At 56.0% G+C, this 15660-nt stretch carries 8 protein-coding genes; 1 reads left to right on the forward strand and 7 read right to left on the reverse strand.

Features of this window, described 5'->3' with window-relative positions:
• Positions 1–13 precede the first annotated feature (13 nt).
• Positions 14–736, forward strand: coding sequence for a DUF6339 family protein (locus M1L36_RS09150; protein WP_250873405.1), 723 nt, complete (start codon positions 14–16; stop codon positions 734–736).
• Positions 737–961: 225 nt separating this feature from the next.
• On the opposite strand, the gene M1L36_RS09155 is transcribed toward M1L36_RS09150, so the two are convergent.
• From M1L36_RS09155 to M1L36_RS09185, 7 genes are all read right to left on the reverse strand, one after another.
• The gene (locus M1L36_RS09155) at positions 962–2752 is read right to left on the reverse strand and encodes a DUF262 domain-containing protein (protein ID WP_250873406.1); all 1791 of its coding nucleotides are present in this window, start codon (positions 2750–2752) and stop codon (positions 962–964) included.
• Between the two features lie 314 nt (positions 2753–3066).
• A complete protein-coding gene (locus tag M1L36_RS09160; protein ID WP_250873407.1) occupies positions 3067–3465 on the reverse strand; it encodes a hypothetical protein in 399 nt (132 codons plus the stop codon).
• A 174-nt stretch (positions 3466–3639) separates the two neighbouring features.
• Positions 3640–5571, reverse strand: coding sequence for a pentapeptide repeat-containing protein (locus M1L36_RS09165; RefSeq protein WP_250873408.1), 1932 nt, complete (start codon positions 5569–5571; stop codon positions 3640–3642).
• A gap of 88 nt (positions 5572–5659) precedes the next feature.
• The gene (locus tag M1L36_RS09170) at positions 5660–6565 is read right to left on the reverse strand and encodes a phospholipase D-like domain-containing protein (RefSeq protein ID WP_250873409.1); all 906 of its coding nucleotides are present in this window, start codon (positions 6563–6565) and stop codon (positions 5660–5662) included.
• Entirely contained in the window at positions 6555–8456 is a 1902-nt protein-coding gene (locus M1L36_RS09175) for a DUF8724 domain-containing protein (protein WP_250873410.1), read from the reverse strand. Before M1L36_RS09175 ends, M1L36_RS09170 begins: the two co-directional genes overlap by 11 nt.
• Positions 8456–12169: a helicase-related protein gene (locus M1L36_RS09180; RefSeq protein WP_250873411.1), complete on the reverse strand. Its 3714-nt coding sequence runs from the start codon at positions 12167–12169 to the stop codon at positions 8456–8458. The genes M1L36_RS09175 and M1L36_RS09180 overlap by 1 nt, the downstream gene beginning before the upstream one ends.
• Positions 12170–12241: 72 nt before the next feature.
• Positions 12242–15652, reverse strand: a complete 3411-nt coding sequence (locus M1L36_RS09185; protein ID WP_250873412.1) for a DISARM anti-phage system protein DrmE domain-containing protein — start codon at positions 15650–15652, stop codon at positions 12242–12244.
• Positions 15653–15660 lie beyond the last annotated feature (8 nt).

The raw sequence follows: 15660 nt of genomic DNA on the forward strand, positions 1-15660 counted from the left end.
CCAGACGAAGCTGATGAGATTGAACCACGAAGCGAGACAGTTGTTGGACGACAAAGCATTCCTCAATGGTGGGGAGGGTAGAGTATACTTCGACGAGACAGAACTTGAGCAGTACACTCAGCCTACAGACCATACTGCAGACCTGGACATCTTGGAAGACCGCCTCCGGAAGATTGTCGAGGACCACGACGAGTATGCTGGGGAGATGGATAAGGAGGCAGCTGTTGCTGTTCATGAGGAAATCGACCTGACTCGTAGCGCTGCGAGCGATTCTGGGATGTGGAACGACCTCGCAATGCGGAGATTCCCTTGGTTCGTCCGTCACAGGTGGAGGTACGAGAGCGAAACGGGCATGAAGAAGAAGTTCTGGACCTATGGAGCCGCGCTCGACTCTGCTTCGAGTACCTTCGAACGCCTCTGGTGGATTGCGGAGCTGACACAGGAGGACGGTTGTTACAAGAACACGAGGAAAGTATTCGAGAGTCGTCGATTCTGCTTCATGATGTTCGACACCCAGATTGGTCGATACAAACCCGCAGCGCTCGCATGTCTTGATGCTCTCTATGACGATGAGGGTGAATCGTTCGCGTCCAACGAGGTCATTGATGCGACAATTAAGCGTCTTCGTCGAGCCGGCACTACGATTCCACTCGAAGGAAGGACCAAGACCGAGTTAACCGATATCGTCCAGAGCATCCGTGCGGATGTTGAATCGAATACCGAAGCCGGTCTGTAGCCTATGATGGTCTCCTGATGGTCTTCTCTACGGTGAAACCCCAGAACTCGCCGTTTGATGATATCCCCGATGTCTGGCGGTACTTCGCTGCCGGTTATTTGGCCCAAGTTCGTGGTTCCGAGATGTTCGTATATTCCGGCAAATTTACCTCCCTCGGGCGAAAATTTGTATTAAAGACTCTTGTTGGGATGAAATGACCAGATTTTGTTCCTCATCGCGTTTGCATCACACTGCGCTCGTCTCAATATCGGAAAATTCTATCCAGATATTAACGCACTCGTTCACCAGTTCTTCATGTCGCTGTTTGAGTCGTTTTGGCGTCCAACTATCATGCCGAGCCAGGTCGTTCGTGATTTGGAAGTCGCTCTTCTTTTCGAAGTACTCGAGATATTTTTTCGGAAATGGTCGATTTCCGGCCTTGTAGTTCTTCCGACCATCTAGAAGGACTAGATTTCCAAGTCTGTTCGTCCACTTCTCGCGCTCAAGTTCGTCGCTGAAGCGCTGCATCCAGTATCCACTGGTCGGGTTTTGGGGAAGGATATGCTCAACATTGATGTTCTGACCATACTGGATTTTGACGTTCTTGTTGTCGTAGCGCTCCATATTGATGCGCATCAGGACGTACTTCGGCCACTGATAGTTCCCTTTTCTATAAAAGTTCCTGAGGTTCAGCGCTTCTTCAAACTCAGTTTGATCTGCTTGGAGACCGTCGCAGAGATTTTCTGATTCTAATGCTTCACGTGGGCCGTCGGCAGAATCAATATCCTTGAGTATACTGTATATCCGTGAGTATCGATCACTGCTCGAACTACCGGTCAACCAATCAACCGTGAGGCGCCGTTCAAGCTGGCAGATGAATCTGAACAGGAGTCCCTCATCATCAAACCGCTTGTCAAACTGTATTAACGCCACTACCCATTCGTCTGACGGGTAGAAATCACGCATCACTGATATGAGGTTTGCATAGTAGACATTCTTGGATTCATCGTCTGCTTCTAGTATAGCGTCGTACACACGCTTTCGATGAACGTCAAAGACCTGTTCCAATTCGTTGACGAAGTCGCTTCCACGGTAGTCCGGGTTCTTGCTGAAGACATCTGTGAACTCATCGTAAATGGACTTCTGCGACTTGTTCTTCACTAGGATGTGTCGCATGTATCCTATGAATCGTTCAAGGCCTTCGTTCCCGACCTCTTCTTCCATGTCTTCCCACTTCCGCTGGTAGTCGTCGCGGTCTGAATCGGGTATCTGGCTGAGGTTCTCACTCTTTAGCAAGTCTGCATTATTGAGCGGCATCCCTCGAGCGTTGGTAACGTTGAACAAGCGGAATGCTGAGCTCAACGAATCGGTCATGATTCGCACCATCACGACTAGTTGGGGTATGAATGCAGCGAGAGAGGTGAGGTCATTTCCGTTGTCCTCCCATTGTTTCAATCGTTCGTCAAAGGTCGCGACGGCTTGGAGGATGTTCTGTTGTGGTTCCGTATCACCCTCCGCCGGATTCCGCGGGCTGAGGGTTGCTCCCTGGGTTAGTACATTTTTTTCGAAGAATGCTTGGTCTCGATTTCGGATTCGGAGCCTGACGGAACCCTCTTGTCCTTTGGCGAAATCCTCTTCCTCCTGGACGAAGCGATCTAGCGAAGTTGCCCAACCTGAATGTTTGAGTCTGTCTCTGAGGACACAGAGTAAGATGGCAACCGAAGTCAATCGTTGCTGCCCATCTATTACGTCAAACCGATTCCCGGTGGATCCCCCTCGATTCAGAATGATACTCCCCAAGAAGTACGGCTCATATGAATCCCTTCGTGATTTGTTGAGCTTGTGGCTCTCATTCAGCAAATTCCCATATAATTCGCTGTTAGACTCGTACGCATCTGTTAGATCGTCAACGAGGTCTACGAAGTTTTCTTCAGTCCAGGAGAAGGGTCGTTGGAACTTTGGAATCTGATAGAGGTAGTCCTCTCCGTAGAGTTTATGAACGAACTCCTCTTCGGCATCTATTTGAGCTCCACTCACTATGAACGTTTGAGTGTCCTGTTGGCGTATCAATCCTTCGAGAATACTATTTGGTACAGTTGGAAAAATACTACTTGAGGCCGATTGATACCAACCTTTTTCGGACCTATCCTAAACAATACCATTTATCCTCACGGGATTAAGGTGGTCAATAGAACAGGACGTAGGCGATACTTGCCACCCCTGGACGCAATATTAAACCCAAATCCATGCGTCAATTACTGGCCGACCCAGCGATACACCTGCTGGACGCCGTAGGTAACGATTTAGAGGGGGAGTATGTCCGAACCGTACACAAGCGACAAACGACGACACTACTGAATAACTAGAAGTCTGGAGAACGCTACATATCGATCTCTGACAGCATGTGCGAGGTGTTTAACGACTAGCTCGTCAACCAGCGAATAGACGTGACTGACGGCAACGGTTGCCAACCACTGCTGGCATTTATACACGGCCTTCTCCACCACAGCACGATTCAGCATATCGTCTACAAATTGACCTGCTCGTGCGTGTACACCGACGAGCATCCACACGACCGTGACATCAATACTTGCGAAGTCGCCGACCGCGTGTCGGCCTCCCGTTGTCCGTCCAGTCGGCCACCCCACGGTGTCCACCGAGGAGCCATCACGTACTGGCTGTCGAAGGACGTGCCTGAACGGGTCGTCAGCGACCGAGCGAACGTCAGTCCGAACGTAATCAAGAAGCACTACGATCAGCGTGGTGAGCGAAACAAAAGGGGGCAGGGAGTGGCTTCTTGAGGGACGTGTAAATCAATTAACGCCCACTGTGGAGTGACGCGGAACGGTCGCTCGGCAGGAAAACACAGTGGGTGTACTTCGACGTAAGGTGTACAGAATGATAGCGGGAGAGTTGAGCGTTACTCACCGGGTGAATCGCCGAGTCAGAACGAACACCAGCAAGGCGAAGAACAAGACCCCTCCTGCTGTCTCGAAAGTGGCGACGACCTCACCCACCAGTCCAACGTCGAAAGGACCGTAACCGAGACCGGTGAAGGCCGATAGACTGAACTGGGAACCGTGACCGATCGCCTGTAGCAATCCTGTTTCGGTGTAAGTGAGACTCCCATACCGTTCGTGAGTGAGTCCGAGGGCTGGGTACAATACACCGAGACCGAACACCAAGAAGCCCGCCCAGACAAGCAGCGTCTTGAACGATTCACCATAGCCACACGAGAGTCTTGAGGCGCAATTGACCGTCCAACCCCACCAATTCCCGAGCCTCCGATGGTTCCGACGCTCCATCGCCTTTCGGTTGAGGAAGTAGCGACGCGACGCAGCAGAGTACGCGTTGCCTTCCATTACGGCCTCCAGCGTCTGGTACACCGACATCGCTTTCTCGACGGGCGCTGGCTCCGACACGACACCCTCCGGACACGGTTGTTCGGACCGCTCGTCGTAAATCACGTAACGCTCGTCCGAATCGTCGTGAAACCGAGTATCACCGCCGATTCGTGCGGACTGGAGGATCGTGCCGTACAACGCGGCGTCAATCAGCGACGCTCCGAAGAGTTCCGCCTCGCTGAACGCGACGCGTTCGAGATTCGCACCCTCAAAGTCGGCGTCACTGGCTTTCACGTCGGACATTACTGCACTACTGACGTCCGCTCCTGAGAACTTTGCGTCGTTCAGTCTACTACCGGTGAACCGGGCGTCTTCAAGCTCTACATTCTGAAATTTCGCGTCGGAGAGCGTAGAATTCGAGAAATCGAGACCTTCTGCTGACTGTTCACGGAAGTCCCCTCGGGTCACATCCGAACTGAGGAACGTCACATTGTCCAATTCTGGATTTGTTAGATTCGCGCCACGGAGGTCGCAGTTTCTGAACGTAGTTCCGTCCAGGTGCACACCGGCTATCGTCGTCTCTCTCAGGTCGCACCGATCCAACGAGAGTCGCTCAAACTGGTCTCCAGCACTTGTCTCGATATTTCGCAAGTCGGTACGTTCGAAGTGTGCACCAGTGAGCTTTGTGCCACGGAAATCTGCTCTCCTCATCTGGGCACCTACAAACTCAGCCCCCGCAACCGTCGCGTCCGAAAGCGTGGCGCCGTTCATCGTAGCTCCACTGAATTTGCACTCGGTGAGGTTCCCGCTCAACGTGGCCCCGGACAGATCTGCACCTGTGAAGTCAGCCCTGTCGAGTTCGGCCCCAGTGAAGTCCGTGTTGACTAGGTTCGCACCTCTAAAGTCAACGTCCTGCAACTCCGCGCCTGTAAATGTGGTACCGATCGAACCAGAGTCGCTCGAGAGGTTGGTATGAGAGAGATCGGCGCCCCTGAGTTTAGCTCGATCAAGGCGTAAGCGCCCGTGGTCTTCGCCGGAGAAGTCCTGCTTCCGGGCATCTATCTGGTCGGACGACTTTGAGATGTCTTTCAGCGACAAGGACCTCTCGTCAGAGGACGATGCGTTCGTATCCTCAGGTCGTTCCTCAACGAGGGAGAATTCTTCTTCTGCCTCGCCAAGGCGTCTCTTGACGAACCGCTCCGTGTACTCGTCCACGGCGCCACCAGAAGCGAGATCGTCACAATAGACGGAGCCTTCGACATTTGCTTGAGACACAACGTCGAAGGGTTTCACCCGAAACGAAGAATCACCCTCACCCCCAAAGCTGTCCGAGTTGTCTGAGTCGGCGGTACTCTGAATCCTGAATGGGCCGAAGACGAGCCCATCCTGCTCCGAGAACACCACCGCTGAATCACCAACTTTGGCGTCGTAATTGTCGGAGCCTTCGACGACGCCGGTTTCGACGATGCTCCCCACGAAGTCGTCACCACCGAGGAACACCCACAAGGTCATGTAGTGGCGGTCGTGTCAACCACAGTTGTGACTTTCTTTTCACTGCTGGTAGAGAGATCGGCCAGTCTTTGGAAGGTGGCAGAAGAACTCACCCGATCGGCATCTTGACCCGTCTCGAACATCGGTACACCTCGTCGAAGACCGCTGCCACGTCTTTCACAGGAGGTCCCCGGAGTTTCACACCGAGTTCGAAGTTCGATGTGAGACTGGTAGCTGTGAAATTCGCACTTCCTACGTAGGCTACGGTGTCGTCTACGACGACGATTTTTGCGTGGGTCGCAGTTGTCTGATACCCCGCGTCGTCCAACTCGTACAGCTCTCTGACATTGAACAGGTAACGCTGGTCGGTGCTCAGGCTGTGATACATCTCGTTCAGCACCGTGCGGTGTTCTGCGTGGTCAGTCTCTCTGGTGAGGAGCCTCGTCTCAACCCCCTTCCGTGGGAGCGCGACTACGTCTCTGAGGATTCGTTGGCCAGCATCGAAGTACGGATTGGCAATCCTGACGGACTGCTTCGCCTCAAGAAGCATACTTCGTAGCCTGGGAGCGAGGGGACCGATACGTGGCCCAGACAGACGGGAGGTGTCGAATTTAGCAGGCACAGTTGCCAATATTTCCACGACGGTTTCGTCCTCGCCATCTGTTCTCGCCCGCTGCTCCAGTACGCGTGTGGCGACCAACTGTTGGTACAGAACGTCGGTCGCCTGTTCCACCCGTATCTGGTACTCGGAGTGTCGGAGCGAGCTGCCAGAGGTCGTCCTCGTTGCCGCATCGTTCAACAACAGCCCGATGAGGAAGGCTTCTTGCTCCGTTGAGTCCACTTGCACGTCGTCGAGACTCTCGAATAACTCGGTCCCCTTCCCTACCCAGACGTCTACGCTCTGATCGGCGAACCACTCCCAGAACGACGCGACGCGGTCAGTGTCTCGAAGCACTTCCGCGATCGAGAAGTCTTCACACGCTGAGGCACCGTCCTTGGCGTGGTCAGATCCCATCTTCTGCGATATCCCAGAACGCCGGAACGTGTTCGCCGTCACCCGTGAGTACCCTCCGATCCAGTGTGTTGTTGAAGAATTCGCAAGTGAACTCACTAACGTGCATGCAAGCGTGGCACGCAGCACCACCCTCGCTGTCCATACAGGCGGGGTCGTAGATGCACTGTCCTGCGTGCTCCTTGGCGCGATCGACCCAGTTGTGCAATCTGGTCTTGAACAGAGTGAACATCCCCCCCAGCGCGAAGTGTTCCATGCTCTCGGCGTACAGCACGATAGCTGGAACGGTAGGGAGGATCAGTTCGGAGATGCTGTCAGAATCCAGCCCACACTGCTCGCTCGCCGTTCCCATCAATGCGTGGCTCGCCGTGTGGAGCAACCGGTACACCTGTTCTGTCGTCTCATCTTCGATATCTGTGAATGGATTCTCGACTTCTGTCGGGTCTACGTTCTCCAAGAACCACCGCTTGAGTTCGACCTCGTCGTCCAAGTCGGGTGCATCGGCCCCGCTCAGTTCACCTGCCTCAAGTAACCACTCAACGATGGCGGCTCGGTCGACCTCTAATACGATTGCTTCGGACGGTGAGCGATCACCGAAGACGGTTAGCGAGTCACTTGAGCCAACCGAGTCGAACTCTCGGAGTTCAACTCGACGAGCGTCGGGTTCGTCACGGCTGTATCCGTAGACGACCGAAAGCAGTGGAAAGCTGTCTACTACCCATGCGTTGGTTACCTTCAAATCGTCCAGCAGATCACGGTAGAGGCCCGCTTGTCGGTACCGTCTAACGAATTCTTTGTCGTCGACGAACTCGCCGAGAGACCGTGGTACGGGGTGACGATCGATGCTTCGAACCTCGGCAGGGTCACCTTCGTAGCCGTCGGTCGCTCTCATGAAGGTGAACAACTCGTGAGCGATTCTAGCGTAGCGTCGGGAGTCGTCTGGGAGGTTAACATATTGCTCGTTCTGTTTCACGATCTCGACCCGACCAGGTACGTTCGAAGCGGCGTCACCGAGGGCGCCGATGATCTTCTCAGCAGTTTCGGGAGGGACGTCCTTCAGCTCCTCCTCGATTGAGGCCAACTGGTCTTCGTCGATACCTGCGCGAGTGGCAACTTCTTCGAGTGTGACGCCCTCTAGAGAGAGGTCAAGCCTTCCGAGGTGAGCGTGCATGAGAATTCTGGCCCAGTCCTCGTCGTACCTCAGGTCTCGACCGTCTACACCTACCGGAGGGATGTCTACCATCACTTCCCGGTGTGGATAGTAGACAGAGCCGCTCTGAAGCGGCCTGGCACTCTTCACCCAGTCTCCACACCGGCTGCACTGCCCCTGTAGGCCTTTCGTGGCTTGACGGCACTTTCGACATCTGAACGAGAACGTAGTCATGTCGTCGGGGTCACCACGTTTCAAGTAGACGTCGTCCCAGCTGTGTCCCGACTTGTTGCACGGGCTTGGCTCGATGTTCGTCACGGCGCCACAGTCGTGAACGAGAACGAACTGGATCTGCTTGAGCCGCCCGTCACAACCCGTTTGCTGACAAAACCCGTTGGTGCTACCGAGGTGCTTGAGACTCTTCGGACGGAAGACACCCTTACAGTCGCGGCAAACCATCGTCTGAGGGAAGAAGTCACCCTGAACTTCGGTTGGACGATACATCTCTATGACAGTGTTGTCGAGATCGTTCCAGGGAGGGGTGTCGCTGTTTTTGAACTCTGAGATAGCTCCGGCGATTCGGTTCGCCACCCGTCGTCCGTCTACGGAGTCCATTCGCTCCGTCTTCCAGTCGTCAACCTGCATTGAGAACCCTTCCTGCCCGTAGCTGAAGATTGCTCCAGGCGTGAAAGACCCGAGTACTTGTGCCATGCCGCGCCGCATCTCTGCGTTACTCTCTTGCATCAGTGGTCACCCTGCTTCAACGACTCTACTACGTACGTGGAGTACCTGTTCGGGACGATGTCGACCTGACGGTCGATATCCCTGAGACTGTTCATCGGTCCGTGCTCGTCGTCGCTATCGCCTTCTACTACGTTGGCGATGAACTCACCTCGGCCGTCCTTCGAGAGCGGATCGTCCAAGAGTCGATCCCAGACTTTGTCGAACTGGTCTTCGATTCGGTCTCGGTAGAGGTTCATACCGTGAATATCCGCCCACTCGGTCTCCTGTTCCTCCGTCACCGAGTACGCCCGCAGAACGAAGTCGAGAGCGTCTCGTCTAGTGATGAGGTCTGCCTCAAAGGCTTCGTTGAAACCGTCGAACATGTACAGCCTCTTCTCGGTTTGTCCTTCGAGTACGAAGTCGTAGTACTGTAGGAACAGGCCGACGATTACCCCAGGCATCGTCCGGTCGATGGCGAACTGCGCCCAGCGCTCCAACGGAGTCGCCTCGACGAGCAGGTCTTGGTAGCGGTGGTAGTGCTCGAACCGGGTGTAGTGAGATCGGTCACGAGCGCGCATCGCGTCGAACAACACGAATACTGAACCGGAATGCTTCCGACCGACGCGGGAGTACGCTTGAATGTACTCGGCAGTGTTCCTCGGCATCCCGAAGAACGAGATGAAGTTCAGCTTGTTGACGTCGACACCGTGTGAGATCATGCTCGTAGCGATCACGATGTCGATGGGTCGTACCGGGTCGTCGGCTTCGAGACGAGAGAGCGAGTCTCTGACGACGTCCATGTCCGTCTCCCCCGTCAGAGCCACGGACCGCAATGTGTGATAGGGGTCACCGAAGGCCTCCAGCTGCTCATTGATCATCTGTTGGACGGTTCGTTGGAGCATGTCACTCCTAGTCTTCGCAATATTGTACGAGACCTGTACTTCGTACTGCTTGAGCAGCTTCTTGAGGAGTTCGTGGCGGTCTGGTTCAGACTCGGGGAAGTCGAGGGGCCCACCGACGACGGATTCGTTGAGTTCGTGGATCGCATCTTCGAGTTCCGAGAGGTCAGCCTGGAGTTCCTGTACGATCATCGCTCGCTCTCTGATGATCGAGTTTATCGCTAACGTTCTCGAGATCGTCCGAGGAATCGCACCGATCATTCGTCGCCCGAGTTCGTGTGGGTCCTCGTAGGCGTAGAACGACTGATGAAGCCGAGGGCCAGCAGTCGGGAAGGTGTTGGAGTCGCGCCAGTACAGCGCGTTCACCTGATTCTGCGCACCCTTGATCGTCGCCGTCGCCGCGACGACCTTCATGTTCCACCGCCCGTCCGTGTACCGGTTGATCAGTTCTTGAATGAACGTCTCGTAGTGAGAGTCGAAGGCCCCGAACTCCTCACGGAGCAAGTGGAGTTCGTCCTGAATGAGGATCGATGGGGGGTCGGTCGTCTCGACAGACTCCAAGTTCTGATTGTCGCATTGGAACTGTGAGCCGTAGCTGTTGCCGTCTGCAACGAGGCACTCGGACTCGCCCGTATAGCCGTGCTTCGGGCAGTAGTTCTTCACCTGACCGAAGAGCGACCGCATCCGACGTTGCCACCCCACGATAGCGATCTTGTCGATCGTACTGACGACGAACGTCGGTGTGTATCGGTACACCTCTTCGTCGGTGATGTAGATCGGCAGCTCGGCGGTCTCTCCACCTTGTTCCTGTACTTCTGGGCAGTCGGAGTTGGTGCACTCGTGGACGATACGCATTCTGTCCAGATCGCCCGTCAACTCTACCGTACCGTCCTCCTCGCAGAACGGACAGTCTGGAACCGTCAGCCACTCGTCTTGTAGATCCGAGTCCTCCTTCGCCAGCTCAACGTTGTTGGTGTCCGAGCCAGAATAGCTCTTGTCGTAGGTCTTGTTCGGAGTGTTCTGCTGTCCGACGAAGTACCCGACACTGAACCCGTCACCACCCATCTCGTCGTGGTTACGACGAACGACTTCGGCTCGACACAACACGTCCGTGATGCGTTGGAGTTGCTGGAGTGAGAGGAGTCGAAGGGGGAACTTGGTAAGTGCCGTCATCCCGTGGTTCTTGCCCCGCAGCCGGTCGTGGAACGCGGTCATGACGACCAGCCCGAGATACGCCTCGGTCTTTCCACCACCCGTCGGGAAGTAGATCACGTCGGCCACGTCAAGCGACGTATCGATATCGCGCTCTGGGTCGGCTTGTTCAACGATGTCTGGGATGGACATGACGATGAAGACTATCTGGAAGAGTCGCCACTTTTCGTACTTGTCACCGAGCGAGTCGAACGTCTCGTTGAGTGCTCTGAAAGCCGCTTGGACACGCTCGTCGGACTGAATGAGTTCACGACCCTGCTGGAACCGGTCACGTTCTCCGGCGAACTCTTCGAGGGTTTCTTCGAACTTCTCGGCTGCTTCGTCCGTTTTGTCGCCTGCTAGGATATCCCCTCGGACGTCTCGGTACTGTTTGAGGGCAATCTCCATCTCGTCTTGGATGTTCTCAAGTACCGAGTCAATGTCTCCGTGAGCGAGTTCCTTGAACGGTGCTTCGATCGTGCCTCGGGAGTTGGTCTCCCTAGAGTGGTACTTGGGCTGTTGGTAAATCGGGACCGAGTTCGTTCGGAGTCCAGTGACGGGGTCGCTTCCGATACGCTCCACCGAACAGTTCTCACCGATCCCGTAGATGTTCCCGTCGTACTGGTAGTGGTCTCTGATCTCTTCGGAAGGGAACGAACGGAACACCGGGGACTCCGCCGTCACCGATAGACCTGCGTCGTAGAGGTGTGCTTGCCAGTCGTTGTCGGGTTTAGTGTCGGTTTCGATGGACTCTCCGTGCGTGTTCACGAGGCTGATCGAAACCGAGATGTTGCCGTCGTCTCGTTGCCGTGCCACCACACGGACTTTCGCACGCCAGAGGGCGGGCTTCGGCTGGTCGCTGAAGTTGTCTGCGAGGTGTTCTTCGAACGCCTCTTCGTCTGTCAGGGCCTCACCTGGGACTTCTTCGGCGTCCCACTCGTTGACCCCCGACGCAGGTTCACACAGTACTCTATCTGCCCGAGCGTACTCGTTTCGCGCCTCGTCGAACGTTGCGGTCAGTGAGTACTCCTCAACCTGTCGCAGCCTAGCAGCGTCTCTGAGATCCGTCCCAGAGATAGATACCGTTTCGAAGTCGGGGTCAAGACGTTCGTAGACCGAGAGCATGGTCTGGTCTTCTAACGAGCTCGTTCCACCGTCGGCCATGGCTTCCCGCTCTTCCGGCGTCATGGCCGCGTCGTCGTATCGACCTGATCCGACTTCACCGAACCTCTCTTGTTCGTTGTACGTCGGGAGTCGCTGGTAGAACAGTTTGGCCTGAGGTGTTACTTCGATATCGATCCCACTGATGTCGTCCGGATCCACCTGGAATTTCAGCCCGATAGAGAACGGGGAAACGTCTTTGGCGAAGTTCTGGAAACTGTCGTCCTCTTCTTGCGCCTCTCGATATCGATACTGGTCGGCGAGTACTCCTGCGAAACACCGACGACTGGGGGTGTTCCCGTACAACGTCGCTTGTCGAGGACCGCGCCCGGTGATGTGGTTGATGAGTCGCTCGGAGATGACGTGGTCCACAGCTTGGTGCCGTCGGTACTCTGGGTCGGATTCGATCTCGTAGGCGCCGTCTGGTGGACGAGTGTACTCGGGCGCCCCACGTGGTGGGATGGTCTCGAACCGAGGTTCCATACCACGTCGGCGAACGGTCAGTGGTTAAGTCTTGTTCTCTGGTGGAAATTACACCTCAGAGAGTACGTTCAGTCAGTCGTCAAGGTCGGTCACGTCTTCGATGCTCTTGACCTCGTGCCGTGAACTCTGAGAAAGCAATCGCTCGGCTTCGGGGCCTCCTCGCGCGAGATCTTTCGCCACACTGCTTCGGATTTCCCGTCCCTGGCTGATGTGTGCCCCTCGAATCTGTCTGAGTCCCTTGTCGACGAGAGCACCTCGTTCCCCAGTCAGTTCAGGTCTGTCGAACGCCGACCCGACGAGTTGGATGTCTCGAACGTCTCTCGGCCCCATCGTCAGGCTGGGGTCACGGGCTAAGTCCAACGCATCGTCGGCGGCGAGAACGGACTCGAACCAGTGCCGAATACGGTTCTCGCCACGCTCGACACCTGCATCCTTGACGGCCCAGACGATGTACTCTAAAGAGTCTTCATGGTCGATCTCCTCAGCTTCGAAGTCCCGCTCAACTTCGCGCACGATGTCTCGTAGGGTATCGTACCAGACACGGAGTTGGTCGGTTACCTTTCCCCCTTCGAAGTCGTCGTACTGGTCGTCGAGCCATTCGTCCCAAAGCTGGTACCAGAGGCCGTCATCGATGACCAAGATGGTGGATCCAGTGGCCAGCTCCGACGGAGACACCCACTTGTAGGTGGTGTCGACACCACGGCTGTGAGCCACCTTCTCTTCTACCAATAGGGTAGAGCCAGAGTCGCGGTACAGGACGCCTTCCGACGTATCGATACGGAACGACTGCTGTTCGTAGTCGTCGTAGCGATCTTCGTCGTGTGCGTACTCAGTGTCCATCCTCAGTTCGTCGAGGCTCGCTGCGAAGCTCTCCTGCGTTGCTCTCGCTTGCTCTGGCTCCGAGTCAGCTGGCTCGAAAGACCCGGAGTCGTCTTCTGAACCGACACCGTAGACGTTGACGTCTGGATACGGGATCGGCTGCGACTCTGTGGCTTGGAACGCTCGATTGACTTTGTCTACGAACCGTCTGAGCCGTCGGTCGATCATCCCTCGCCACCGACCGCTGTAGGTCAAGACGGTGACCTCGTCGGGCGCTGGGTGGAGTAAGAACCCTGCTTGTTGACTCCGCTGAGGACCGACGACGAGGAGTTCGTCACAGTCGGAGATAAACCTGACAGAGTCGCGGTCGACGATTTGAATTCGCCCTGGTCTGAACGCGTCTTCACGGACTTCTCTGTCGGACACGAGCCGCTCCTCAAGAACTCTTCGCCAAGCAGGTGTGGGTGTGTACACCGCGATAGACCTCCTCTCTTTCTCGGCGTCAGAGACGCGCTCACAGACCGCCTCGTAGAGCGTGTTGCGCTGTTCGAGTGCCCGGAGGAGGTACTCCAATTGTTCGTGAACGTCGGAGGTACCAGCACGAGCCAACATGTCGACACCTCGTTTGAACTCGTCAAACTCGGTTACGAACTCGTCCATCGTCCACGACCGCTGGCCTCGTTTGCTCTTGCGACGTTTGTCCAGAACCCACCGGTCGTACTCATCCGCCAGCACGGGGAGCCTCTCGAACCGCTGTAGGTACGAAAACGAGCGCCAGCCGGCGTGTTCGGCCCCGAAGTCCAAGAGATCAGTCGCTGCTTCGTAGCCCTCGTTGAGGTGCTCCTCGATCGGTCCGGCGTCAACGGCCTCGATACGCACCTCACGACCAGTCCCGAGAGACGACAAGTCTCGATCTCCTTCGAGCGGGAACTCGCTGCGCTGCTCCGACTCTTCGGACGACTCGTCGATTACGTCACGGACAGTCCGTGTATCGGGGAGAACTCCCGCGCTCGGAACGTCGGGCGGACAGTACTGTGGCACACGGTTGCCGTCGTACTGGTGCTTCGTGTAGAGGCTGTACATCGGGCAGACGAGCTCGTCCGACGCACTGGTGATATCGTCAACGACGTCCTCGTCTTCCTCCGTAACTCGTGAGTGGAAATTGAAGAGGGTCGGCCCTGCACCTTCGATAGGGTTCAGCTCGTCAGCGCTGGAGACCAGGACGAGCGTCGACGGACCTGGTGGACCCCCCATGCACTTCTGCTCCCCCTGGGAGACGTAGCTGTGAGGAAGAATCTCGTCGAGTGGTATCACCTTCTGCTCGGAACCGTTTCGAAGTGGCTCGGGGACTTCGACTCCGTACCTTTCATACTCCTCTCGTACGTCCCCCTTCCCGCCCCACTGTGTCGAAGTACCTTTGGTGTAGAGAGCGGTGTCGGTGCCATCAGCTACTCCCTCAAACAGCACCGAAACGGCGCACGCCACAGTCGTTCGGGGCCGGAAAGACGGCCAGAACACAGGGACAGTTCGACCCTCAACCGCTGCCCGTCGTAGTCCAGTCAAGAGAGACTGACCGAGTGTACCTGTAGTGAGAGCCAGCCACTCGTTCTGTGACCTGTACTTGAGAACGTCCAGCGTCTCGGACAACCAGAGGAGGGCCGGCTCCCCGCCGGTAGCCCTCAGTAGCGATTGGAGGTACTCTTCGGTGCTCGTCGAAGTGGACGAGGCGTAGACTCTCACCACCTCCTGTGCCTGCTTGGTGAGCGCTCCGTCCACCGCTAATTCGGCAATTTCGTCGATAGAGTCGCTGAGGAGGGTCGGACGATGTACCGCGGCGGCTCCGGAGAACTTTAGACCTCTGCGGCGAGTGGACTCGTCGTCACTCTCAAGCCACTCCAAGTATCGTGTAGCGGCTTGTCTCACGGTGTCACCCTCTACCCCCGTACGAAGTAGCGTATCGAAGGCGTTGACAGCAGCCGACGTTCGTTCCTCCGTGGCTCCTTCGTCAATGTCGACCGCTTCAGTGAGGGTAGATATCGACAAGTCGTCTCGCGCTGAGGTTCGGAGTATCCGCACGAACGCGTCACCGACCAGTTCGCCGTTCGGTCCCTCCAGTAGGTCGAACATATCCCGCTCACGTTGTACCAAGAACGCCGGCTGGTACCTTGCAAGAAAGAGGAGTGCCTCCGCCACGTCAGAGTCGTCTGCGGTCTCTCCCGAACTGAGCTCCGTCAAGATCGATTCAACACCGGCTTCGAATCCACGCTCAATGGCCACCTTGACAGAGTCGACTTCCGTCTCGTACCGGTCGTCAAGGGCCTCCAGCGCCTCCAGGTCGCCTGTCGAACCGAGAGCGTGGGCTAGTGGCGCCCTCACCTCGGGACCTTCTTCGTCCAGCGAGCGAAGGAGCGTTCGCGGGGTATCTACCACACCTGCACCCACCGCTCGTGGGCATTCTTGCGCCCACTCGGTCAGTAGGTTCTTCGCCTTCAGTCTAGTCAACGCGTTGCTCCCGCTGGCGATGTTCACTAGCTCTCTCGAAAACCGACAGACATCGTCGGAGTCGACACTCGCCGATTCGAGTTGACATAGGGCGTCGTACTGTCTCTCTTCGGACTGTAACTCACCAAGTAGCCCGCCACTCTCGTTGAAGCCTTCGCTCAACAGAATCC

It is taken from the genome of Halomarina rubra (assembly GCF_023699475.1).
Taxonomy (GTDB): domain Archaea; phylum Halobacteriota; class Halobacteria; order Halobacteriales; family Haloarculaceae; genus Halomarina; species Halomarina rubra.